The organism is Saccharopolyspora rectivirgula DSM 43747, assembly GCF_000497205.1.
GTDB lineage: Bacteria > Actinomycetota > Actinomycetes > Mycobacteriales > Pseudonocardiaceae > Saccharopolyspora > Saccharopolyspora rectivirgula.
Map to the genome: position 1 here is coordinate 33,112 of NZ_AYJW01000022.1, position 22,992 is coordinate 56,103.

The 22,992-nt window shown below is 68.9% G+C and carries 25 protein-coding genes; 14 read left to right on the forward strand and 11 right to left on the reverse strand.

Annotated elements, in window-relative coordinates:
- Window positions 1–64: 64 nt before the first annotated feature.
- The 6 genes from rpmB (at window position 65) to SREC43747_RS0108360 (ending at window position 2,628) form a co-directional block, all read left to right on the forward strand.
- Complete coding sequence (gene rpmB, locus SREC43747_RS0108335) at window positions 65–301, forward strand: 50S ribosomal protein L28 (RefSeq protein ID WP_029720720.1); 237 nt, start codon at window positions 65–67, stop codon at window positions 299–301.
- Window positions 301–465, forward strand: a complete 165-nt coding sequence (gene rpmG / locus SREC43747_RS0108340) for a 50S ribosomal protein L33 (RefSeq protein WP_029720721.1) — start codon at window positions 301–303, stop codon at window positions 463–465. The genes rpmB and rpmG overlap by 1 nt, the downstream gene beginning before the upstream one ends.
- 19 nt (window positions 466–484) lie before the next feature.
- The gene (gene rpsN, locus SREC43747_RS0108345) at window positions 485–790 is read left to right on the forward strand and encodes a 30S ribosomal protein S14 (RefSeq protein WP_029720722.1); all 306 of its coding nucleotides are present in this window, start codon (window positions 485–487) and stop codon (window positions 788–790) included.
- Window positions 790–1,032 (forward strand): 30S ribosomal protein S18, encoded by a 243-nt coding sequence (gene rpsR / locus SREC43747_RS0108350; RefSeq protein ID WP_029720723.1) that lies wholly within the window; start codon window positions 790–792, stop codon window positions 1,030–1,032. The genes rpsN and rpsR overlap by 1 nt, the downstream gene beginning before the upstream one ends.
- 199 nt (window positions 1,033–1,231) lie before the next feature.
- Window positions 1,232–1,861, forward strand: coding sequence for an NUDIX hydrolase (locus SREC43747_RS0108355; protein ID WP_029720724.1), 630 nt, complete (start codon window positions 1,232–1,234; stop codon window positions 1,859–1,861).
- 11 nt (window positions 1,862–1,872) lie between these two features.
- On the forward strand, window positions 1,873–2,628 hold the full coding sequence (locus tag SREC43747_RS0108360; protein WP_029720725.1) for a protein phosphatase 2C domain-containing protein: 756 nt from the start codon (window positions 1,873–1,875) through the stop codon (window positions 2,626–2,628).
- On the opposite strand, the gene SREC43747_RS0108365 is transcribed toward SREC43747_RS0108360, so the two are convergent.
- Window positions 2,615–3,106 carry a Pycsar system effector family protein gene (locus SREC43747_RS0108365; RefSeq protein ID WP_029720726.1) on the reverse strand — a complete coding sequence of 164 codons (492 nt, stop codon included), beginning with the start codon at window positions 3,104–3,106 and terminating at the stop codon, window positions 2,615–2,617. The genes SREC43747_RS0108360 and SREC43747_RS0108365 overlap by 14 nt on opposite strands.
- A gap of 138 nt (window positions 3,107–3,244) precedes the next feature.
- Here SREC43747_RS0108365 and SREC43747_RS0108370 point away from each other — a divergent pair, with 138 nt between their 5' ends.
- The 4 genes from SREC43747_RS0108370 to SREC43747_RS0108385 all read left to right on the forward strand — a co-directional run bounded on the left by SREC43747_RS0108370 (window position 3,245) and on the right by SREC43747_RS0108385 (window position 8,412).
- Window positions 3,245–3,928, forward strand: coding sequence for a Crp/Fnr family transcriptional regulator (locus SREC43747_RS0108370; RefSeq protein ID WP_029720727.1), 684 nt, complete (start codon window positions 3,245–3,247; stop codon window positions 3,926–3,928).
- 96 nt (window positions 3,929–4,024) lie between these two features.
- On the forward strand, window positions 4,025–4,960 hold the full coding sequence (locus SREC43747_RS0108375) for a hypothetical protein (protein WP_051387875.1): 936 nt from the start codon (window positions 4,025–4,027) through the stop codon (window positions 4,958–4,960).
- A complete protein-coding gene (locus SREC43747_RS0108380) occupies window positions 4,944–7,073 on the forward strand; it encodes a hypothetical protein (RefSeq protein ID WP_152528354.1) in 2,130 nt (709 codons plus the stop codon). Before SREC43747_RS0108375 ends, SREC43747_RS0108380 begins: the two co-directional genes overlap by 17 nt.
- Window positions 7,060–8,412: a hypothetical protein gene (locus SREC43747_RS0108385; RefSeq protein WP_152528355.1), complete on the forward strand. Its 1,353-nt coding sequence runs from the start codon at window positions 7,060–7,062 to the stop codon at window positions 8,410–8,412. The genes SREC43747_RS0108380 and SREC43747_RS0108385 overlap by 14 nt, the downstream gene beginning before the upstream one ends.
- A gap of 51 nt (window positions 8,413–8,463) precedes the next feature.
- Here SREC43747_RS0108385 and SREC43747_RS0108390 read toward each other — a convergent pair whose 3' ends face one another.
- From SREC43747_RS0108390 to SREC43747_RS0108420, 7 genes are all read right to left on the reverse strand, one after another.
- Window positions 8,464–9,366: a DUF72 domain-containing protein gene (locus tag SREC43747_RS0108390; RefSeq protein WP_029720731.1), complete on the reverse strand. Its 903-nt coding sequence runs from the start codon at window positions 9,364–9,366 to the stop codon at window positions 8,464–8,466.
- Between the two features lie 75 nt (window positions 9,367–9,441).
- Entirely contained in the window at window positions 9,442–10,266 is an 825-nt protein-coding gene (locus tag SREC43747_RS0108395; RefSeq protein WP_029720732.1) for an FAD binding domain-containing protein, read from the reverse strand.
- A complete protein-coding gene (locus tag SREC43747_RS0108400) occupies window positions 10,263–10,736 on the reverse strand; it encodes a (2Fe-2S)-binding protein (protein ID WP_029720733.1) in 474 nt (157 codons plus the stop codon). The genes SREC43747_RS0108395 and SREC43747_RS0108400 overlap by 4 nt, the downstream gene beginning before the upstream one ends.
- A gap of 11 nt (window positions 10,737–10,747) precedes the next feature.
- Window positions 10,748–13,006 carry a xanthine dehydrogenase family protein molybdopterin-binding subunit gene (locus tag SREC43747_RS0108405; RefSeq protein ID WP_029720734.1) on the reverse strand — a complete coding sequence of 753 codons (2,259 nt, stop codon included), beginning with the start codon at window positions 13,004–13,006 and terminating at the stop codon, window positions 10,748–10,750.
- Between the two features lie 34 nt (window positions 13,007–13,040).
- Entirely contained in the window at window positions 13,041–13,841 is an 801-nt protein-coding gene (locus tag SREC43747_RS0108410; protein WP_029720735.1) for an HpcH/HpaI aldolase family protein, read from the reverse strand.
- 258 nt (window positions 13,842–14,099) lie between these two features.
- Window positions 14,100–15,362, reverse strand: a complete 1,263-nt coding sequence (locus SREC43747_RS0108415; protein ID WP_029720736.1) for a hypothetical protein — start codon at window positions 15,360–15,362, stop codon at window positions 14,100–14,102.
- The gene (locus SREC43747_RS0108420; protein WP_029720737.1) at window positions 15,359–15,721 is read right to left on the reverse strand and encodes a cupredoxin domain-containing protein; all 363 of its coding nucleotides are present in this window, start codon (window positions 15,719–15,721) and stop codon (window positions 15,359–15,361) included. Before SREC43747_RS0108420 ends, SREC43747_RS0108415 begins: the two co-directional genes overlap by 4 nt.
- Before the next feature lie 94 nt (window positions 15,722–15,815).
- Here SREC43747_RS0108420 and SREC43747_RS0108425 point away from each other — a divergent pair, with 94 nt between their 5' ends.
- Together SREC43747_RS0108425 and SREC43747_RS21290 are read left to right on the forward strand one after the other, a co-directional pair.
- Window positions 15,816–17,627 (forward strand): hypothetical protein, encoded by a 1,812-nt coding sequence (locus tag SREC43747_RS0108425; RefSeq protein WP_152528356.1) that lies wholly within the window; start codon window positions 15,816–15,818, stop codon window positions 17,625–17,627.
- Complete coding sequence (locus SREC43747_RS21290) at window positions 17,624–17,782, forward strand: hypothetical protein (protein WP_160173039.1); 159 nt, start codon at window positions 17,624–17,626, stop codon at window positions 17,780–17,782. Before SREC43747_RS0108425 ends, SREC43747_RS21290 begins: the two co-directional genes overlap by 4 nt.
- 56 nt (window positions 17,783–17,838) lie before the next feature.
- Here SREC43747_RS21290 and SREC43747_RS19700 read toward each other — a convergent pair whose 3' ends face one another.
- Complete coding sequence (locus tag SREC43747_RS19700) at window positions 17,839–18,132, reverse strand: hypothetical protein (RefSeq protein WP_152528357.1); 294 nt, start codon at window positions 18,130–18,132, stop codon at window positions 17,839–17,841.
- A 1,090-nt stretch (window positions 18,133–19,222) separates the two neighbouring features.
- On the opposite strand from SREC43747_RS19700, the gene SREC43747_RS0108440 reads away from it, so the two are divergent.
- A complete protein-coding gene (locus SREC43747_RS0108440) occupies window positions 19,223–19,882 on the forward strand; it encodes a VanZ family protein (RefSeq protein ID WP_160173040.1) in 660 nt (219 codons plus the stop codon).
- On the opposite strand, the gene SREC43747_RS0108445 is transcribed toward SREC43747_RS0108440, so the two are convergent.
- Both SREC43747_RS0108445 and SREC43747_RS0108450 read right to left on the reverse strand, forming a co-directional pair.
- Window positions 19,872–20,744, reverse strand: coding sequence for an SDR family oxidoreductase (locus SREC43747_RS0108445; RefSeq protein ID WP_029720741.1), 873 nt, complete (start codon window positions 20,742–20,744; stop codon window positions 19,872–19,874). The genes SREC43747_RS0108440 and SREC43747_RS0108445 overlap by 11 nt on opposite strands.
- 146 nt (window positions 20,745–20,890) lie before the next feature.
- Window positions 20,891–21,508, reverse strand: a complete 618-nt coding sequence (locus tag SREC43747_RS0108450; RefSeq protein ID WP_029720742.1) for a DUF305 domain-containing protein — start codon at window positions 21,506–21,508, stop codon at window positions 20,891–20,893.
- Between the two features lie 384 nt (window positions 21,509–21,892).
- On the opposite strand from SREC43747_RS0108450, the gene SREC43747_RS0108455 reads away from it, so the two are divergent.
- The coding region (locus SREC43747_RS0108455) for a cbb3-type cytochrome c oxidase subunit I (RefSeq protein ID WP_201768661.1) at window positions 21,893–22,992 on the forward strand (1,100 nt) is incomplete at its 3' end.

Here is a 22,992-nt window from a genome sequence, read left to right on the forward strand (position 1 = left end):
GCCATGACACGGTACGCTTGTCGCGGCATTATTGAAAATGATTGTCGTTATCGTGAGGTGTGTCATGCCAGTCCGATGCCAGGTGACCGGGAAGAAACCCGGCTACGGCAACAAGGTCTCCCACTCGAACAAGCGAACGCGGCGGCGCTGGATGCCCAACGTCCAACAACGCCGCTACTGGCTGCCCTCCGAAGGCCGCTGGATCCGCCTGCGGCTGTCCACGAAAGCCATGAAGACCATCGACAAGCGCGGCATCGAATCCGTGGTTGCCGAAATGCGAGCCCGAGGAGAACGCGTCTGATGCCCCGCAACGACCTCCGGCCGGTGGTCAAACTGCGCTCCACCGCCGGCACCGGCCACACGTACGTCACCCGGAAGAACCGCCGGAACGACCCCGACCGGCTGCGGCTGCGCAAGTACGACCCGGTGGTGCGCAAGCACGTCGAATACCGGGAAGAACGCTGACCTCCACAAGAGGGACCACATGGCCAAGAAGTCCAAGATCGCCAAGAACGAGCGGCGGCGCGAGGTCGTCGCCCGCCACGCCGCTCGACGCGCCGAACTGAAGAAGATCATCGCCTCCCCCGAGAGCACCCCCGAACAGCGCCACGAAGCGGTGCGCGAGCTGCAGAGCCAACCGCGGGACGCCAGCCCCACGCGCGTGCGCAACCGCGACGCGGTCGACGGCCGCCCCCGGGGCTACTTCCGCAAGTTCGGACTCTCCCGAGTGCGCCTGCGCGAACTGGCCCACCGCGGCGAACTGCCCGGCGTGCGGAAAGCGAGCTGGTGATGCCCAACACCGATCGACGCAACCGGCACCGGCCGAAACCGAACCCGCTGCGCCAAGCCGGGGTGGACGTCGTGGACTGGAAGGACACCCCGCTGCTGCGCAAGTTCATCTCCGACCGGGGCAAGATCCGCTCCCGGCGGGTCACCGGACTGACCAGGCAACAGCAGCGGCAAGTCGCCCAGGCCATCAAGAACGCCCGAGAAATGGCGCTGCTGCCCTACCCCCAACCGGTGAAGCGGTGACCTCCCCGCCGCGCTTCCCGGCCGCGCACCGGGGCCACCCCGGTGCGCGGCCGGGCGGGAAGCGCGGCGCGACCGCACCGGGAACTCCCCGCAACACCCAGAACCGTCCGCAATGGATGGTCCCGTCACGACCCGGCAGCCGGCCCGGGCCGCCGGTTTGCTGTCGCGCCCCGCGCCCCACCGGTCTACGGTCGTGGACATGGACGAGTCGGAGGCGGTGCGCCGCGCCGGGGTGGAACTGACCGCCCTGGCCCAGACCGGGCTCGCCTACACCAAGGACCGGTTCGACGCCGAGCGGTACGAGCGGATCCGGGAGATCGGCCTGGAACTGCTGGAGCTGGTCAGCACCGCACCTCCCGGTGAACTGGCGAAGGTGCTGCCCCTCGAGCCCGGCTACAGCACCCCGAAGATCGACGTGCGGGCGTTCGTGTTCAACCCCCACGGGCAACTGCTGCTGGTGCAGGAGCGCGACGGGCTGTGGAGCGTGCCCGGCGGCTGGTGCGACGTGCTGGAAACCCCCGGCGAAGCCGTCGCCCGCGAAGTCCGGGAAGAAACCGGGATCAGCACGCAGGCCACCGCGCTCATCGGACTGCTGGACCGCAGCAAGCGCGGCAACCGCGCCCCCCTGCCGTTCCACGCCTACAAAGCCCTGTTCCTGTGCCGCACCGCCGACGGCGAAGCCCGAGCGGACGAGCACGAAGTGCTGGACGCGGGCTGGTTCCCGACCACCGAGCTGCCCCCGCTGTCCACCGCGCGCATCGCCGCCGAGGAGGTCGAACTCGCCTTGCGGCACGCGAACGACCCGAAGCTGCCAGCCCACTTCGACTAGCGGTGAGCCCCGTGCAAGCGACCTACGCGACCCTGCCCACCCCCGGCAAGCAGAACGAGGACTACGTGGTCGCCGCCCCGGACTGGGCAGCCGTGTTCGACGGCGCCACCCCACCCAGCGGGGTGGACAGCGGCTGCGTGCACGGCGTGCCCTGGCTGGTCCGCCAACTGGCCGCGGAAACCGCGCAACGCATGCCGCGGAACGACACCCCGCTGCCCGACCTGCTGGCCGACGCCATCCGCGCCACCTGCGCAGCCCACCAGCACACCTGCGACCTGACCAACCCGTCCAGCCCGTCCACCACGGTCACCGTGGTCCGCTTCACGGGCGACCAGCTGGAGTACCTCGTGCTGGCCGACAGCCCGCTCGTGCTGCACACCGACGACGGGGTGACCGCGGTGGTGGACGACCGCGTCGACCGGCTGCCCAGCTACGCGGTCGAGGCGGTGGCCCGCCGCCGCAACCAACCCGACGGGTTCTGGGTGGCCAGCACCACCGCGTGGGCGGCCTACGAAGCGCTGCACGGGCACGTGCCGGTGGCCGAGCTGCGCCGCGTCGCGCTGCTCACCGACGGCGCCTCCCGCTACGTCCAGCGGTTCCAGCTCGGCGACTGGGCCAGCCTGCTCGACCTCCTCGAAGAATCCGGCCCCGCCCACCTGCTGCAGCGGGTGCGCGCGGCCGAAGCCGGGGAAACCCCGCAGCAGCGGCAGGAACGCCGAGGCAAAGCCCACGACGACGCCACCGCGGTGTTCCTCAAGTTCCGATGACCCCGGCCAGCAGCGCGGTGATCAACGCGGCACCGAAGAACCACACGGCCGGGGCCACGGCCCGGAACTTGCGCCGAGCGATCCGACTGGTCACCCATATCTGTTCGGACAGCGCGTGCTGCAGCTGGTCCTCGTGGTCGAGCACTTCGGTGTAGCGCTCGCTGAAGACGTCCGGCGTCCGGTAGCGGCGGGCGATGTTGTCGAAGTACAGCGGCGAAATCGATTCGCGCGGCCGCAGCCGGGGGACGAAAACCGCCAGCGAGAGCAGGATGCTGACGCTGACCAGCACGATGCTGGCCAGCAGCAGCGCCGTGGAAAGCCAGGTGCCCGACCACCACGGCTGGGCGGGCAGCGCGTTGACCAGCACACCACCCAGCACCCCGCCGGCGGCCAGCACCGCACCGGCTTTCGCATCGGCGGTTTTGATCAGCTCGTTGGTGTGCTGGAAAGCTTTCCAGGCGTCCTCGGTGTTCGCCATGCTTCCGAGTTTGTCCGGTTCCGCGGAAAGCGCCAGCCCCGTTGGAGTGAGACGCTCATGACCTGCCGGCTGCGCTGATCGAGCGAACTTGATCAAAAACCATCCACAACCGGGCCCGGACGCGATACGGACAGGGCTGTGCGTCAGCAGCCAGCTCCAGCTCCGCGCGGGTTCCGCAAGCTACTCGGTGAACAGCGGTGGAAAGCCCTGCTGAGAGCCGGCTCCCCGCGCACCTACCGCCCCGGGGCGTTCCTGCTCCGCCAAGGCGACCCGGGTGGGTTCCTGCTCGCCCTCACCAGTGGTCGGGTCAAGGTGCTGGCCAGCGAGCGGGACGGCGGTGAAGTGCTGCTGACCCTGCGCGGAGCGGGCGACCTGGTGGGGGAGATGGCGGCGCGGACCGAAACCCACCGGACGGCGACCGTGCAGGCCCTCGAGCGCTGCACCGCCCACCACGTGACGAAGGCCGACTTCGACCGCTTCCTCGACCAGCACGACGCGCGGGACGAACTGAGCGACTACCTGATCCTCAAACTCTCCGAAACAGTTCCCTACCAGCTGCAGCAGGCGCACTTCAGCCCGGCGCAGCGCATCGCCCGCCTGTTCCTGCAGGTCGTCACGCTCGCCGACCCCGATCAGCCGGACCGGATGCGGGTGCCGTTCTCGCAGGAAGCCATAGCCAACGCGCTGGGCTACGCCCGCAGCACCGTGGCCCAGCAGATCGCCGAGATGCGCGCCAGCGGTGTCTTGGGCCCCGGGCCGCGGATCGTCGTCGCCGACTCGGCCGGACTCGCCGAGCAAGCCGGGGTAGTCACCTTCCAGTGATCACCAGCACAACCGAACTGTCCGCTGCCGGACAGTGCCGGGACGGCTGCCTCAGCAAACTCGAGCGCGAAAACCCCTGCGACGGAAGGAAAAGCCATGGAAAACGGGCAGAACGTCAAAAAACTGCCGCCGTACCGGGCGCTGCTGGTGGTGGACGTGAAGGACTTCAGCGGCCGGCCCGGCCGATACCACGACCAGATCACCGAGCAGATCCCGAACGTCCTGCAGAACGCGTTGATCCGGTGCGGGCATTCCAAGCTGCGGGACAAGGTGCGCTTCCACACCAGCACGGGGGACGGGTACTGCCTCGGTTTCAACCCGCGCTACCTGCCTTTCCTGCTCAACCCCTTCCTGCCCGAGCTGCAGAAGGAACTGGAGTACAACAACGCGACGAGCCGGCAAGATCAGCAAATGCGGATGCGGGTGAGCATCACCGTCGGCCCGATGACCGACACCGGGCGCAACACCATCAGCGACGGAAGCGGCGACGCCCGCGTCGAAGCGCACCGGATGATCGACGCCGAGCCGGTGCGGCAATTGCTGAGCCGGTCCGGCGCCGCGACCTGCGTGGCGGCGATCGTGTCCGAGCGGGTCTACCAGGACGCGGTGCTCGGCGGTTTCACGGGCGAAGACCCGAGCCTGTACGTGCCGGTCGACGTCGAGGTCAAGACCTACCGGGGCAAAGCCTATGTCCGGGTGCCCAAGCCCTCCGGAGACTTGCTGACCAGCGGATTCCACCTCGGTGAAGCTGCTGAGCGGGTGGTGGAGCCGTCCCCGGAACCGGAGCGGACGGAGCCGGAGAAAAGTGGGGCGCCATCACCGCGCGTCGGCATCAACATCGGTTCCATGGACAACCCCCGAGGGCCGGTGGTCATAGGGGAGAAAAACAAGTTCAGAACAGGGAATAAGAACGTCACCAAAAACAAGGACATCACCAATCAGAACACTGAGAACGGCATAAACATCGCCGGCGACGTGAGCAACATCCGTCATTCCGTTCGCAAAGGTGGACACGATGGCGACAAGCGCTGATCCGGTGAACGAGCGGATCGAAATCGGGAGTGCGAACGATGCTCAAGCAGTAGTCGCTGGGACTGATAACAAGGTCAGAATTGGTGATCACTACAAGGGAAATCAAATAGGACAAATCAATATTGGTCTTCCCGAAGGAGTTCTGCGGAGCATCCGACGTCCGCTGTCACCGTGGGCACTGACCGCCGACACCATCGACTGGCTGCAGCCCCGATTCATCAAGCCCCCGAAGTACGACCAGGCGGGCGAAAAGCTGGATGGGCCCGGGGGAACGGTGCTGCTCAGCGGGCCACCAGGAGTTGGGCGGCGCAGCGCGGCCATCATGCTGCTGCACGAATTCGGCGCCGACTCCACGAACCGCTACCTGGAAATACCGGTCGAAGAAGAAACGGACGAGGGCCTCTGGCTCGATCCGGGGCTCATCCAGCCCGAGGACAAGCTGCTGCTGGACCTCTCCGAGCAGACGAACCCGGAAAAGGTCGAATCGCTCAACAGCCAGCTGGAGAACTTCCGCGCCGGGGTCGCGAAGCAGAAGGCGACACTGGTCGTGGTGCTCTCCGCGGAAGCGGTCCACCACCTGCGACCTGAACTGCGGTCCCGGCACGTGGCCATCGGCCGCCCGGATCCGCAGCAAGTGCTCCGCAAACACCTGGAGGAAAGCGGCCTGCAGGTCACCGATGCCGATCTGCAGCTGGAAGAACTGAAGAAGACGCTGGCCGAAGCCTCCATGGGGGAGATCGGCCGGCTGAGCGAACGCCTGCTGGAGGCCAAGGAGCAGCAGAGCGGCAAGTCCTTCCAGGACTGGGCCAAGAGCGCCTGCACGGCGCTCGGCGTGCACAGCAGCGCGGTGGCGACAAAACTGGAGAACCGCTCGGCGGAAAAACGCGCCCTGCTGCTGGCCGCCGCCATGCTCGACGGCAGCCACGCCGATGCGGTGTTCGAAGCCGCTGATCACCTGCTGGATCAGCTGGGGCGGCCGGAACAGGAAGACCACGTGCTGGAGCTGGAAGGCCTGGACCCGCAGCTGCAGGACATGGGGGTCGAGGTCGACAGCAGGCGCCGGATCAGGTTCTCCCAGCTCGGCTTCGCCGAAGCGGTTCGGACCTACTTCTGGACCAACTACCCCGCTCTCCGAGAAGCCTTTCGGGATTGGGTCGACACGTGCCTGGGATCCCTGCGGATCGCCGACAAGGACCAGGACGAGCTCCTGGACCGCTTCGCCGAACTCGCCTGCCGCACCCACCGCGCCGAGGACCTCTGCGAGCTCGCGCAGCGGTGGACGGCGGAAGCGAGCAACCAGTACCAGCAGGCCAAGCGCATCGCCGAAGGACTGGCCCAAACCCAAACCAAGAACCAAAGCCGGGCGGTCAAATACGCCCAGTGGGCCGCCAGGGCGCTGGAAGCCGGGTTGCAAGCCGGTGGTCCGCAGGCCGGTGCGGTGCGGCGCAGGATCTACGAGTGGGCCACCCAGCCCGACCTGCCGGTCACCTTGGCCCAGGTGCTGATCCAGGTGTGCTCCGCGGTGATGGCCGTGACCCACCCGGATCGGGCCGCGGTCCGCTTGCGGCACCTGTGCTACCACTGGAACGCGGACATCCGCCGATTCGCCCACCGAGCACTGGTGGTGCTGGCCGCTAACAACCGGTTCCTGCGGCGGCTGCTGCGGTGGCTGCAGATCTGGTTCGACCGAGCCCGCCAAGCCAAGAAGGCCGATGTCCAGCTCTTCCTGGCGGTGGCGAACCCGCACCAACTGGTCGACGACCGGAACCATTCCGCGGCGGTGGTCCGCGACAACAACGTCCGCGCACAGCTGGTCACCGGGTGGCGCGCGGTGTTCTCCCAGCCCGAACAGGAGTGGCGATCCCGCTTCCACGACTGGTTGGCGGCTTGCCAGCACAGCGAACACGCCCCATTGCTGGTGGAAGTGCTGGTGCGAGCGACCGGGGGAGAGCTCAAAAAGCTCGCGGTGCTGCACGTGCACACCCGGAACTGGGCGGCTTCCACCACCGATCCCGATGCCCGCACCGCTCGGCAGCGCGTCTTCCGGCAGATCTCCGAAGAAATGGATCGGATGCAAGGACTGACCTGGAGCACGAACCATGGAACTGACTAGCGAACAGAAGAAAGTCCTCGCCGCGCTGGCAGTCATCGCAGTACTGCTGGTGGCGATCATTTGGGTGGCGGGCAGTGGCACAGCCGCCTCCTCGACCGCGATCGGACTGGCCGCGCTCGGGGGACTGGGCATGATGCTGTGGAAGAAGCAGGGAACCAAGAACCGGACCCAACCGCCACCGCAGCCACCCGCGCAGTCGACCCAGATGCTCCAGCCGCCAGCACCGCAGCGGTTCCCGGTGCGCGATGTCATGCTCAACAGCGCCCGGGAGGACTACCAGTTCAGCTTCTCCTGCACCGTGCTGTGGCAGCCGCTGCCGAACAGCCCCGGCTTACCGCACACCAACCCGGGAGCGTTGGCCGCCGAGCTGATCCTCGAAGAGGCCGAGAAACTGGCCAGCACCATCGCACCCGGAGACGCCGCCCGCGGGCAGTACCAGTTGACCAGCGCGCTCGGCACGGTGCGCAGCGACAAGGGCGGGCAGATCCAAGTCTGGGCGGAGAACATCCAGCTCGCCCTTCCCGAGAAGGACGCGGAACGGCTCGCGCGGCTGGCCGAGGTCCGCAAGCAGGAGGAGGTCTGGGAGTACGAGCGGAACTACGAGCGCAACGTCCGCTCCTACCTGCAGGAAGAAGTGCTGGCCGACCCGGCGACCGCGCTGGTGTGGTGGCTGGCCGGAACCCGCTCCGACGAGAAGAAGCGGGTGGGCGAGGCAGTGCAGCAGATCGACAACATCCGCCGGCTGGTCGATGTGGTCAACCCGAACCACACCGCTCCGGTGGTTGGCCCGGGCCACGCCGCTCTGCGCCCAACCCCGCCGGATTTCACCGACGATTCCGCTCCGAGCAGCACAACCCCGCAGGACTTCACCGGCGCCCACCCCTTCGTGATAAAGCCGACGCCCAGCGAGTCGCTGTTCAGCCCGCCAGCGGAATCGCCTTTGGACCACGCCCGTGCGTTGGTGGAGAACCAGCCGGAAGGCCCCGAGCGGGACATGTTCACCCGCCGCTTGGCCGACCTGCTCGAACGCCACGGGGACGCCGAAGTCGCGGAAAACCTGCGCGGCCAGTTCGACGCCCCGCAACCCCTGGCGGAAGAAACCAGCGAACCGGAAGCGGAACAGCCCGGTGATCAATCGCCGCAGCCATCCGATTGGGCATCCACCGCCTCGATGTCTCCGGTGGTGACCACCAACGGTGCGGAAGCGAACGAAAGCGGTGCCGAACCGGGCGAAACCGAGCAGCAGGCCGCGGAGCAGCCACGAACACCCGAGTTCGAGCCGACCGAGAACATCTCGGACTTCTTCGGGAACAACTCCACCCACCCGTCCCAGAACTGATCGGTGCTCCGCCAGCTGTCCCGTTTGGGGGTCGGGACAGCTGGCGCATTTTCAAACGCGCAATCGTCCGGTGTGGACACCGCACCGCTGTGCCAGGGCCACCGCGTCCAGCGGGGCGCGGGCCTCGACGTCGTTGTCGAAGTAGACGAGGACATCCCGGCCGCTCCGGGGTGGTGGCGGAGGGGCGACCGCGCGCCCGGTGTCCGGGATTCGGCCGCGATGCCAGGCGAGGACCAGCTCGGCCCAGTGGTCCAGCTGCTCCGATGTGTACCCGCTGACGTAGAGCTCCTCGGCGCCGTGCAGCCGGACGTAGACGAAATCGCTGGTCACGTCCTCGAAGTACGGCCACTTGCCGCCGCTGTCGGAAACCACCAGCCCGATGTCGTGCTCTCGCAGCAGCTCCACCGCCGCCGCGGTGGCGAACGAAGGGTGCCGGGGTTCCAAGGCGTGCCGCAGTGGTCGGTCCGCCTCCACCTGCAGATGGGTCCGCCCGGTCAGCCGCTCGTCGTGCTGCCGGGCCAGTTCCGCCGCCTCGCCCGTGGTGCGCGGCAGCAGCCGGAAGAACTCCACCAGCCGCTCCGCGTCGAACTCCATCCGCGGCGGCAGCTGCCACAGCACCGGCCCCAGCTTCTCCCGCAGGGCCAGCACCCCGGACGCCAGGAAGTTGGCCAGCGCAGTGCGCACCTCCCGCAGCTGCTTGCGGTGCGTGATGAACCTGCTGCCCTTGACCGAGAAGACGAAACCCGGCGGGGTTTGCTCGTACCAGCGCTGGTAGGAGCTCGGGTGCTGCAGGGAGTAGAAGGAACCGTTGAGCTCCACCGAGTTCAGCACCCCGGAGAAGAACGACAGCTCCGCACCGCGCTCGACCTCGGGCGGGTAGAACACCCCGCGCCAGGACGAGTACGCCCAGCCGGAGGTGCCGATCCGGATCGACGGTGCCGTTGCGTCAGCCATGACCCCACTCGGATACCCGGGGTGGCCCGCGGGTATGGCGGGTTGCCGGCGGAATGACCGGCAACCCGCTGCCGGTCATTCCGCGCGGCGCGCGTGCGCGTTCTCCAACGCCCTGCGGACCAGCACCTTCACCAGGTGCTGGCGGTATTCGGCGCTGGCCCCCGGCTGGTCGGGCGGGGAAGTGCCCTCGGCCGCGCGTTCGGCGGCCTCCGCGAAGCTCGCCCCGGCGGCCAGCGCTTCCTCCACGCCGCTGGCGCGCATCGGCTTGGGCCCCATGTTCACCAGGCCCACGCGGGAGCCGGCGACCGCGACGCCGACGATGGCCCAGTCGATCGCCCGCTTGGTGAACTTCTGGAAGTCCCAGCCCGCCCCGGTGGCCTCGGGGATCCTGATCTCGGTGAGGATCTCGTCCTCTTCCAGCGCGGTTTCGAAGAAACCCTCGAAGAACTCCTCGGCCGGGATTTCCCGGGTGCCGTTCGGGCCCTGCGCCACCAGGGTCGCGTCCAGCGCCAGGACCACCGCGGGCAGGTCGGACGCGGCGTCCCCGTGGGCCAGCGCCCCGCCGATCGTGCCGCGGTGCCGCACCTGCGGGTCCCCGACCGTGCTCGCCGCGTGCGCCAGCAGCGGCGCGTGCTCGGCTAGCAGCGGGTCGTTGGCCACGTCGTGGTGCCTGGTCAGCGCCCCGATCCGGAGCTCCGAGCCTTCGGCGCGCACGTAGGAGAGGTCGCGCAGGCCGGTGATGTCGATGAGCACTTCGGGGGCGGCCAGCCGCAGCTTCATCAACGGCAGCAGCGAATGGCCGCCGGCGAGCAGTTTGGCGTCGTCACCGTGCTCGGAGAGCAGGTCCAGCGCTTCCTCGACGGAGCTCGCCTTCTTGTAGGTGAACGCTGCTGGGATCATTTCTCGTCCCCCGGGGTCTCTTCCGCCGCGGCCAGCACGGCCCGGACGATGTTGTGGTAGCCGGTGCACCGGCAGAGGTTGCCCTCCAGGCCCGCGCGCACGTCGGCTTCGCTGGGCCGTGGGTTCTCCCGCAGCAGGGAAACCGACGCCAGCACCATGCCGGGGGTGCAGAAGCCGCACTGCAGGCCGTGGTGCTTGTGGAAGGCCCGCTGCACCGGGTGCATCTCCTCGCCCTCGGCGAGCCCCTCGATGGTGGTGACCTCCGCGCCGTCGGCCTGGGCGGCGAGGACCGTGCAGGACTTCACCGATTCGCCGTTGAGCAGCACCGTGCACGCCCCGCAGGAGCTGGTGTCGCAGCCGATGTTGGTGCCGCGCAGTCCGCAGTGGTCACGCAGGTAGTGCACCAGCAGCGTGCGGTCCTCGACGTCGTGGCGCTGCGGCTTGCCGTTGACCGTGATCGAAATTTCCACTGGATGACTCCTCAAGCCCGATTGATTGCCCGCCACACGCGTTCCGGGGTCGTGGGCATGTCGATGTGCCGGACGCCCAGGTGCGCCAGCGCGTCGACCACCGCGTTGTGCACCGCGGGAGTCGCCCCGATGGTTCCCGCTTCACCGATCCCCTTGGCGCCCAAGGGGTTCAGCGAGGTGGGGGTTTCCATCGTCAGCAGTTCGAAGCTCGGCAGCTCGGCCGCGGTGATGGCCGCGTAGTCGGCCAGGCTGGCGTTCTGCGGGTTCCCGTCGCTGTCGTAGGTGACCTCTTCCAGCAGGGCCTGCGCGGCGCCTTGCGCGATGCCGCCGTGCCGCTGTCCTTCGGTCAGCACCGGGTTGAGGATGCGCCCGGCGTCGTCGACCGTGACGTGCCGCAGGTAGTCGACCTTGCCGGTTTCGGTGTCGACCTCCACCACCGCCAGGTGGGTGCCGAACGGGAAGGTCGGCCGGTCCTCGGTGAAGTGCACGTCGGCGGAAAGCCCTTCGGGGGCGTGCTGCGCCAGTTCGGCCCAGGTCACGCCGACTCCCGGGGTGCCCCGGACCTGCCAGCGGCCTTCGACGAGCTCCAGGTCCTCCGGGGCGATTTCGATCAGTTCCGCGGCGAGCTGACGGGCCTTCTCCAGGACCTCCTCGGCCGCCCGGTACACGGCCGATCCGCCGAGCTGCAGGGAACGGGAGCCCATGGTGCCGACCCCGTTGGGGATCCGGTCGGTGTCCCCGTGCACCACTTCGACCTCGTCGATGTCGACGCCGAGCCGGTCGGCGACCAGCATGGCGTAGGAGGTCCAGTGGCCCTGCCCGTGCGGGGAACTGCCGGTCAGCACCAGCACGCTGCCGTCCGGCCGGACCTCGACGTGCCCGGTTTCCCCGTCGGTCGCGTTGGGCGCGGTGACCTCGACGTAGCTGGCCAGCCCGATGCCGAGCTGCCGCGCATCGCCCCGTTCCCGGCGCGCGGCCTGCTCGGCGCGCAGCGCCTGGTAGTCGGCCGCCTGCAGCACCGCGTCCAGGGCTTTCTCGTACTCGCCGGTGTCGTAGACCATGCCGCCCGGCGTCTGGTACGGGAACTGCTCGGGGCGGATGTAGTTGCGCCGGCGCACTTCGGCCGGGTCCATGCCGATTTCCGCGGAGAACAGGTCGATGGCCCGTTCGATCGCCGCGGTGGCCTCCGGTCGACCGGCGCCCCGGTAGGCGTGGACCGGGGTGGTGTTGGTGACCACGCAGCGGGTGGTGGTTTCCACCTTGGGAATGGCGTAGACGCCGCAGGCCATGCTGCTGGTGAACGCCGGCAGCAGCGCCCCCATCCGCGGGTAGGCGCCGGTGTCCTGCACGATCTCCAGCCGGTAGGCCTGGATGGTGCCGTCCCGCCGGCCGCCGATGGTGATCACCTGCCGCTGGGCCCGGCCGTGCGACATGCCGACCAGGTTCTCGCTGCGGCTCTCCACCCAGCGCACCGGGCGACCGGTCTTCTTGGCCAACCAGGCCAGTAGGGCGGACTCCGGCTCCAGGCCGATCTTCGCGCCGAACCCGCCGCCCACGTCGGGGGTGATGATGCGGACCTGCTCCGCCGGCAGCCCCAGGTTCTTCTGCAGCGCGTCCCGGCAGGCCTGGGCGTTCTGGTTCGACAGCCACAGCGTCACCTTGTCGCCGTCCCAGGCGCAGGCGGCGGCCCGGCCTTCCAGGGAAACGGCGGCGAGCCGCTGGTTCTCCAGCTGCTGGGTGACCACGACTTCGCAGTCGCTGAACAGTTCCGGATCGGTTCGCCCGGCCGAGCTGGCCAGGTTGCTCCCGGCCTCCGGGAACAGCAGGACTTCGTCGCGGAGGGCGTCGTCGACGTCCACCACCGCCGGCAGCGGGTCGTAGTCCACCGCCACCAGTTCGGCGGCGTCTTCCCCTTGGGCGCGGGTTTCGGTCAGCACCACCGCGACCGGTTCGCCGACGTAGCGCACCACGTCCCGGGCCAGGTGCGGGCGGGCCATCGCGGACGAGATCCGGCCGCCCACTCCCGGGTTGGGCGGGAACGGGGGCAGGTCCACGTCCTCACCGGTGAAAACCGCCACCACGCCGGGGAATTCGCGGGCTTCTTCGGTGTCGATCTCGGTGATCCGGGCGTGCGCCATCGGGCTGCGCACGTAGGTGACGTGCAGCGCGCCGGTCAGCGCGGGATCTTGCAGGTCCTCCACGTAGGTGCCGCCGACCGTCAGCAGGCGCGGGTCTTCGCGGCGGTCCACTCGAGTGCCGAGAATGCTCAATGCTGCCTCGCAGTTGGTGGGATTCGAATGGCTGTCAGTCGTTGTCGGCGGGCGAATCCCGCCCGGGGCTGTCGTCTCCGGAGCCGGTTCTCAACTGCTGGGCCGCTGTTCGGGCCGCGGCGTGCAGCAGTTCGGCGTCGGAGGACAGGCTCGTCAACTGGAAACCGAGGTCGAGCCAGCGTTGAGCGGTCCGCGGGGAGTCGCAGTGGATTCCCGCGTGCACCCCGGCTCGCTGGCAGGAGCGCAGCACGGTGCGGACGAGTTCTTCGTGGTCGGTGTCGCGCACCGCCAGGTCCGGTCGCATGCCGTGGCTGATGCCGAGGTCGGAGGGGCCCACGTAGATCGCGTCGACTCCGGGAACCGCCAGGATGTCGGTCATGTTCCGCATCCCTTCGGGGGTTTCGATCATGACCGCGACGAACGTCCGCCGGTTGGCTTCGGGAGCCAAGTAGGAGGGGGCTGCCATGGCTGCGCGCAGGGGACCCCAGCTGCGGGTTCCTCCCGGTGGGTACTTCGCCGCCTCGACCGCGCGGGCCGCCTCGTCGGCGGTGTTGACCATCGGCACGATGATGCCGTGGGCGCCGGCGTCGAGGGCTTTCATGACGTGCTCGGGGCGGTTCCACGGCACCCGCACCAGGACCGGGGTGCCGGTGGCCGACAGCGCCTGCAGCATCGGCACCATCTGGTCGTAGCCGATGAGCCCGTGCTGGGTGTCGATGCACACCCAGTCGAAGCCGCTGCGCCCGACGATTTCGGCGGTGACCGGGCTGGGGATCGAGCACCAGCCGCCGATCGCCGGTCTGCCGTCCTGCAGCAGTTCCCGCAGCGTTGCCATCCTTCTCCCTCTGTCCGTCCGCGCCCGCCGGTGCAGGGGGCGGCGCCTCCGGTGTGATTCGGGTCTCCGGTGTCGGACATCATTACTGGCAACGGTGGCCGCGGTCCATACCCCGCCGGCAGCTGCCGCGGTGGGCGTTCGGCCGGGTTCGCGACCGCGCGTCGGGTTCCTGACCGGGGCAGCAGGCCGTCCGCGGTGGTCACCGGCGGGGCCCGCCGCTCCGATCTGCGGTGTTGAACGTCACAACTGTTCCGGGGGTCAGCCCGACAGCAGCAGGAGGAGGCCGGTGCTGGTCAGCAGCACCATGGCGAGCACGACGGGGATTTGCCCGCGGCGGGCCAGTTCCGGGGTGAACAGCCGCAGGGCTTGGTCGTGGGCGGCCGCGGTGCTGGCGATGTGGCCGAGCACGATGGCGTTGATCTGCACCATCGCGACGATCTCCGGGGTCAGCAGGCCGTAGTTGACGCTGTGGCCGCTCAGGCCCAGCAGGTCGAGCCCGGTGCCGAAGGGGTCGCTGGCCAGGATGAGCGTGTTCTGCCCTTCCAGCAGGAAGAAGGAGAAGTAGTGGGCGATCGCGTAGCCCAGGGCGATGGGCAGCAGGGTGGGGGCGAAGATCTCGGCCAGGCCGTGGTCGGCGCGGGAGATCCGCCGGCTCACGCGCATCGCGCCCCAGTACAGCACCGACACCGCGGCGATCGAGCCCGCGAGGCCGATCGTGTCGGTCAGCCACCCGGTGGAGGTCCAGAACGTGGTGCGGGTGAGCCCGTCGAACGCGGTGCCGCCGACCAGCACGCAGGCGAGCGCGGTCAGCCCGGGTTCGATTTCGGTGCGCACCAGGCCGGCGAGCGGGTTGCGCAGCACGAAGGTCCCGTCGTCGCGGCGGCCGATGGGGCTCAGCTCGGCGATCAGGGTCGAGTACACCTCGAAGCCGTCGCCGCGGGCGAACCAGGCGGGCCCGTAGACCCGGGCCGCGGCGAGGTTGATCGCCGCGTAGCCCACCAGCACCCAGCCGACCAGGCGGGGATCCGCCCGCTCGGGCACGACCAGTTCCAGCCACACGAACGCGGCCAGCCAGCCCGCCGCCGGCCAGTAGCCGAGCCAGGAGGGCATGGGGCGGGGCGGGCGCCGGTTGGGGATGTGCAGCGCCCGCAGCGGGTTGACGATCCGCCACACCGGGCCGAAGAGCGCGCTGACCGGCACCAGCCCGACCCAGAAGGTCACGTACAGCGCCCACGGCGCGAGGTTGCGCTCGGTCTCCGGGGGGCCGAGGAAGGCCACGGCGACGACCCCGAGGCTCAGCGCCAGCGCGATGATCCGGCAGGTGCGGCGCAGGACCGCGGAGTCGGCCACCCGCGCCCAGCTCAGCTCCTTGCCGGAGTTCGGGTCGAGCCAGGGGCGGGTCCACAGCTTCGCCAGGGCGAGGAACGAGGCGGCGACGACGATGCCGCCGCCGATCACCGCGGCGGTTCCGTTGAGCGGCAGGTCGGTGCGGCCACCCAGGCCGTGAGCGAGAACGTTCACCGGACTTCCAGACTCGGCAGTTCGGCCTTGGACTCGTGCAGTTCGATTTCGAAGACGCCCGGGACGTCGGCCTGGAATTCCACAGTGGCCGGTTCGTTCGGGCGGAGTTCGACGGCCTTGTCGTAGCCGTGCACGTGGAGTTCGTCGGCGTGGTCGCTGACCACGGTCAGGCGGACGGTTTGGCCTTGCGCGGCGTTGATCCGGTCGCCTGGGGCTTGCACGCGGTCACCGGTGATCCGGATGCTGGCTTCCACTGGTTCAGCGGGGGAGCTCTGCTGGTCGTTCTCCGCCGACGAGCAGCCGGCGAGCAGCAGGACTGCCGAGACCAGGGCGAGAACGAGATTGCGGGCGGTGTTCATGGGTCCTCCTCGTGGGTCACCGCCAGGATATTAACAACGTTCAATGTCACAATAGGGGGTGACATTGTGACGGATGTGGTGTTCCATAGCAGGCATGACCGCGCTCCTGCAGCAGACACCGGACACCCGCCCCGCGGGTGGTGCCGCATTGGACCAGATCCTGATCGCCTCAGGCGGTGCAGGCCTGCTCACCGCACTCCTGCTCGTGCTCGGCTACGGCCACCGCACCGGGAAGATCCTGCTGCTCACCAAGCTCGCCGCGTTCACCGAACGCCAAGGGATCTCCCGCGGCTTGCCGGGGTGGGCAGCCCTGCCGATCCACCTGGCGATGATCTCCCTGGTGACCGCCCTGGTCGGGATGTACTGGGACATCTCCCTGCACATCACCAACGGGCGTGACGAAGGGCCCCTGGCCAACATCGCCCACTACCCGATCCTCATCGGACTCTTCGGTCTGTTCAGCGCTGGAATGCTGGCCATCGCTCTGCCGCTGGACGGGCGCCCGGGCGGGGCCGCGGTGCGCATCACCCGCGACTGGCACGCGCCGGTCGGCGGGATCCTGTTGAGCGCAGCCGGTTTCTACGCGCTGCTCGGCTTCCCCCTCGACGACATCTGGCACCGCATCTTCGGCCAGGACGTCACCCTCTGGGGGCCGACGCACCTGATGATGATCGGCGGCGCGGGACTTTCCCTGATCGCCATCGCGGTCCTGGAGCGGGAAGGGCAGGCCGCTTCCGGGAAGCAGGTGGCGCCGGTGCTCGTCTACCTGCGGCGCGGCATGATCGGCGGTGGCCTGCTGGTCGGCCTGTCGGTGTTCCAGGGGGAGTGGGACTTCGGCGTCCCCCAGTTCCGGATGGTGCACCAGCCGTTCCTGATCGCCCTGGCCGCCGGCTGCGCCCTGGTGTTCTCCCGGCTGTGGGTCGGACGCGGTGGTGCGCTCTTCGCCGCCGGCTTCTACTACCTGCTGCGCGGCGGGGTTTCCCTGTTCGTCGGCCCAGTGGTCGGGCAGCTCTTCGCCAGCGTTCCGCTCTACCTCGCCGAAGCGCTGTGCGTCGAGCTCGTCGCCCTGTTCCTGGTCCGCCGCCCGCTGGTCCTCGGGGCGGTGTCCGGATTGGTGGCCGGCACCGCCGGGTTCGCCGCCGAGTACGCGTGGACCCAGTTCGCGTTCGTGCTGCCCTGGACTCCCGACATGGCCGTCGAAGGGGTGGTCATGGCGATCGCCGGTGGCGTCAGCGGTGGTCTGCTCGGTGCGCTGCTGGTGCGCGCGCTGCGCGGGCAGCTGCCCCGCCCAGCGGTGCAGTACGGCGTCTTCGGCGGTGCCCTGGCGGTGATCACCCTGGCGGTGACCAACGCGCTGATCGGAACCGCCCCGGAGAACGTGCGGGCATCGGTGAGCATCGACGACTCCGCGCACGCGGTGGTGCGGTTGCAGCCGGCCGACTTCGCCGAGAACCCCACCTGGTTGACCATCACCAGCTGGCAGGGCGGCGGTCTGCACGTGGACCACTTGCAGCGCATCGGGGACGGGGTCTACCGCACCACCGAACCGATGCCGCTGGAAGGCTCCTGGAAGACGATGATCCGGTTGCACGACGGCCGGGCCATGCTGGCCATTCCGCTGTACATGCCGGCTGACGCCGCGCTGGACCTGCCGGAACTGCCCGCCACCCCGGAGCTGACCCGGGAAGGCCAGCCGGAGTGGCAGGTGCTGCAGCGGGAGACCAAGCAAGGAATTCCCGCCTGGCTGTGGGCCACCGCGTCGGGTGTGGTGCTGGCGTGCTCGATCGCGCTGGTGCTCTCGCTCGGCTGGGGCGCGCGTCGGGTGTCCCGGGCGATCGCGGCGGACTCCAGCGAGCCGAAGGGCTCGGACACCGAGCAGCGGCCTGAAGTGGGGGCGCCGGCATGACCCAGCTGGTGGCCTCCGATCTCGTCCTCGCCACCCACCCGGTGATCACCGCGGTGCCGTTCTTCGTGCCCACGTTCATCGTGGTGGCGGTCGTGGGGATCATCATCTACCGGGACCGCCGTCGCGCTGGCGACCAGGACGATCCGGAGGACTGAGCAGCACCCGGCCCCGGTGCGCCGCGGCAGCTCCGCGGCCCGCCGGGGCCTTCCCGTCAACTGGTCGTGGCCGGGGCGGACCGCTGGGCGAACCGGAAAAGCAGGAGCGCTCCCGCGCCAGCGACCGCCGCGATGACCGGCAGCGGCCCGCAACCGAAGCGGTCGATGACGACGCCTCCGACGACGTCTCCGACCGCAATCCCCACGCAGGTCCCGGAAGTGTTCAAGGCCAGGGCTCGCGCTGAAGCGGGACCGGTCAGCAGGTGCAGTCGGGCCGGGACCGCGGGGGAGTTCCAGAACGCCGCACCACCCCACACCACGCCCAGCGGGTGGAGCACTTCCACGGGCACCGGCCGAACCGTCCACAGTGCAGTGAAGACGACCACCACCAGGATGAAGGCCCGACCCCGGTGGCGAGGGTGCGGTCCGGGCCCCAGCGGTCCGTGACGATCCCACCGGCCCGCAGGCCGAACATCCCGGCGAACCCGGGCAGGGCGAACAGCAGGCCGCGCTCCTCGGCTCCGGTGGGCGCCGGGGCAGGGCGACCGGCTCGACGCGCCGCCGTCGTTCCACTGCGTCCAGTCGGGTGGGCCGTGGAACGGACCGCGGTCGTCGTTCCACGCGGCGGTCGACCTCTTCGACCGAGTCCGCCAGCAGTTCGCCGCGACCGCCGAAGCAGTGGCGCACCGAACCGGTGTTGACGTCGGATTCCTCTGCTCCGCGCAACGGGCTTCGCCCGCTCCGCCGCGGACCACCGGGGTGAAGACCCCTTCGACGATCCGGGCCCGGGCCGAGCCGCGATCGCGTTCACCAGCCACGTCGGAAAACCGCCGCACCTGTGCTGTCCCGGCTCGGCGCTGCGGACGGCACCTGGTGCGCTGGTGCGCCACCACCCGGTCGCGGTGGAGCGCTCGCGCATTTCCAATGTGCGCTCGACCTCCGGTAAAAATGTTAATTCCCGGGAATTTCAAAAATATTCGAGCTAATTCACGAGTGGTTACCTGGAATTCACCACGATCGGGGTTGGCTGCGGCATCGTGGAGTGCTGCGGAAGCGAGCAGAGTGGCTGCATTCCGGAAGAAATCAGGTCAAGCCGTTCCGGTGGTGGTGACGTGTGCGCAATCACTGCGCGGGAGAGCGCTGTCCGAAGTGGTCGCTCGAAGTGCTTGGTGTTCTTGCTGGTGGATCCGGTGACTTGCGGCCTCGTTCGAGAGAGGGTTGGGCAATTGCGCAGGAATGGGCCGGGTTGCGGCTCGGTCGGTGGTGATTCACCGGAGAATCATTTTCCGTTCAGCGATTTCGGTTCGTGAGGCGTTTGCACCTCTTTGCTGCTCCGGTTGGCAGAGGGCGCGGAAGTTGTTTCTGGCGCCGATTTCCACAGCGGGGTGGGGAACACGGCGTCGTGAGTTCTGGCCAACGGTCGGAGAAAGTGCGGCTGTCGTGCATCACATCCTTGTGGCATTCCACGGCTTCACACCGCTCGTCTCGGTGTTCCTCCCGGCTGCCGCCGCGGTGGCGGGGATTTCCCTGCTGCTGCGGCAGCTCGCCGGTAGCTGCAACGCGCTGGCCGAGTCCGTGCTGGACGCCGCGCTGGGGTACTCGGCGCTGTGCGTGGCCTTCCTCGTCTTCACCCCGCAGCGCGGAACGGCCAGCCGGTTGCACCTGGAGCTCGGCGAGGACGTGCGGACGGCGCTGGCCGCGGGAACGACGGAGTGCACGCCGTGGCTGCAACTGGCGGGCAACCTGCTGCTGCTGGCCCCGCTGGGAGCGCTGGTGCCGCGCCGGATCAGCTGGTTCAACAGCACGGCCCGGATCGCCGCCGGCGGGCTGCTGCTGGCGGGGTTCATCGAACTGGTCCAATTCCTCCTGGTCCCCGGCCGGGTCTCCTCCGTCGACGACATCGTGCTGAACGCGCTCGGAGCCGTGCTCGGTGGACTGTTCGCGCGATCGCCGCGGCGGGTGGTCCTGTCCCGGCGCTCCGCGGTACCCACCGCGCCGGCGGTGGAGTCGGCCCGACCGGGGTGGGAGGTGTCCGCACCGGAGCACAGCACGTGGCCGGAGCGGACGGAGCAGTTGCGGGCCGGCTCGGTCAGCCGTTGAGCTTCTGGTTGCGCTCGCTGAAGAACCGGCCGAGCTGGGCGACCTCGCGTTCCATCTGCGGCACCAGCTTCCGGGTGAGCGGCTGCATCAGCCGCTCCATGAGCTGGGAGGAGGGCAAGTTGCGCAGCCAGTGCATGAGCATGATCGAACGCGGCACGTAGACGCGCCGGGCGCGGCGTTCCACGGCGTCGGCGAACGCCCGCGCGCAGGTGTGCACGTCCGTTGTGGAGCGCACCGGCCACGGCAGCCGTTTGCGCATCTCGCGGAAGGCGTTGAGGTCGCGGGCGGCGTCCCGGACCAGGTCGGTGTCGATCCACGAGGGGTGTGCGCTGCCCACCGCCACGCCGAGGTGCTTGACCTCCGAGTGCAGTGCGCTGGCCAGGGCTTCGGCGCCGGCTTTGCTCGCGGTGTAGGCGGCCATCCCGGCGACCGGGGTGAAGGCCGACAGCGAGGAGACCACCAGCACGTAGCCGCGGCGCTCGATGACGTGCGGCAGCGCCGCCTGCGCGGTGTGGAACACGCCGTTGAGGTTGACGTCGATCGTTTTGGTGAAGGCCTTGGGGTCGCTGGTCCGCACGGTGCCGAACGGGGCGATGCCGGCGTTGGCGATGACGACGTCGATCCCCCCGAGCTCCTCGACGGTGCGCGCGACCGCCTCTTGGATGGATTCCGGGTCGGTGACGTCGGCCTCGGCCCACATGTGATCTTCGCCAAGTTCGTCGGCGACGGATTTGAGCTGCTCGGGTTCCAGTCCGACGAGGGAGAGCCGGGCGCCCCGCCGCGCCAGTTCCCGGGCGGTGTGTGCCCCGATTCCTCTGGCCGCACCGGTGATCAAGACGACCTTGCCGGACACCTTCGACATGTGAACTCCCTCGAACCTTGTCTACTCGTCAGTAGGTTACTGATAGTAGATTCTGGTCGGAGGATGTGGAAGAGGCCACAGCCAACTCGTTGTGGCAGCAAAAAGCCCCCGGGCGGACCCGGGGGCTGGTGAATGCGGACAGCCGATCAGGCGGGGCTGTTCAACTGCTTCAGCAGGTCCTGCTGCTCGGCCAGGACCGACTCGGCCAGCGAGCGCATCGGCTCGGCCGAACCCTCCTCGAGCTCGGTGCTGGCCAGCTCGCCGGCGTTCTCCAGCAGCGCGGTCACGGCCTGCTTCCACTGCTGGTCGAACTGGGCACCGCGCGCCCGGGAGAGCTCCTGCAGCTGCTGCTCGCTCAGCGCCGGCGCCGCGTCGGAGTCGCCGGCCGCGTCCTCCGGGGCGCTGCCGGACTCGGAGCTGGAAGCGGAAGCCAGCCACGACTCCAGCTGCCGCACCTGGCCCTGGGTCTTCTGCTGCAGCTGCGAAGCCAGCGACTTGAGCTGCGGGCTCTCCGCGTTCCGGTTGGCCAGGTCGGCCAGCTGCAGGAGCTGCTCGTTGTTGCTCAGCAACTGGTTGGCGAACTCGACGTCGGTCGAGGTGTGCTGACCGTCCTGGGCCTGCCCCTGCTCGCGCTGCGGCTGCGCGGTGGCCGGCGGCGGTGTGCCGGGCGCTGGCGGCTGGTCACTGGGCTCTTCGCTCGGCGTGCAGCCCGCGAGTGCGAGACCGCCGGCCAGCACGGCGCCGATGATCGTGCTCTTCCGCACGTTCTTCCCCTCCACGGTGTGGTGGTCGTCCCGGGGCGGCCCTGCGATTTGCTCGCAGATGGGCTGCCGGACCTTTTTGTCCGTAGGCTAGCGGTCGCCTCAGCTGCGCGTGCGAGCGAGTGGTGGAGGGCGGAGGGGTTGATCCGTTCTGTCAGCTTCCCCTCACTGGCGGTGACGGTGTTCCAGTTGATGACTAGGGTGCCTACAGCCCGGCGGAAGAACCGCATGAACACCGGGCTAGTATCCGATGGAGCGTAGGCATGATGACGGCCCTTCACGGGGAAGGGCAACTGTTCGTCACATGTCGTCGGCCGGTCCACCAGGACCGGGGAAGGGCCCAGCCGGGTCCGGGACACATACCGAGGGATCAGTGCAGGAGGCACCGTGACGGCCGTCGCGCCACAGCCGATCGCCACGCGCCCTTATCCGGCGCGCAAATCGGTCAAGGGGTCATTCCTGTTGGGGATGTTCCGCACCACTGACCACAAGACAATCGGCATCCTCTACCTGACCACGTCGATGGGCTTCTTCCTGATCGGCGGCCTACTGGCCATGCTGATCCGCGGTGAGCTCGCCCACCCGGGGATGCAGTTCCTGTCGCAGGAGCAGTACAACCAGCTGTTCACCATGCACGGCACGATCATGCTGCTGCTCTACGCGACGCCGGTCGTGTTCGGGTTCGCCAACTACATCTTGCCGCTGCAGCTGGGTGCTCCCGACGTGGCGTTCCCGCGGTTGAACGCCTTCGGGTACTGGCTGTACGCGCTCGGCGGCACCATCGTGGTCGCCAGCTTCTTAACCCCGGGCGGCGCCGCGGACTTCGGCTGGTTCGCCTACACGCCGCTGTCCGACGCCATCCACTCCCCGGGGCCGGGCGGTGACATGTGGCTGGGCGGCCTGATCGTCAGTGGTCTGGGCACCATCATGGGTGCGGTCAACATGGTCACGACCGTGGTCTGCATGCGGGCGCCCGGCCTGACGATGTTCCGGATGTCCATCTTCAGCTGGAACATCCTGGTCACCAGCGTCCTGGTGCTGATGGCGTTCCCGATCCTGACCGCCGCGCTGGTGGGCCTGCTGGCCGACCGCAAGATCGGTTCGCACATCTTCGACCCGGCCAACGGCGGTGCGATCCTCTACCAGCACCTGTTCTGGTTCTTCGGCCACCCCGAGGTCTACATCCTCGCGCTGCCGTTCTTCGGGATCGTTTCCGAGATCCTGCCGGTGTTCAGCCGCAAGCCGCTGTTCGGCTACAGCGGTCTGGTGTTCGCCACCCTCGGCATCGCGGCCCTGTCGATGGTCGTGTGGGCGCACCACATGTACGCCACCGGCGCGGTGCTGCTGCCGTTCTTCTCCTTCACCACGTTCCTGATCGCGGTGCCGACCGGTATCAAGTTCTTCAACTGGATCGGCACCATGTGGAAGGGCCAGATCACCTTCGAGTCGCCGATGCTGTTCAGCTTCGGCTTCCTGGTGACCTTCCT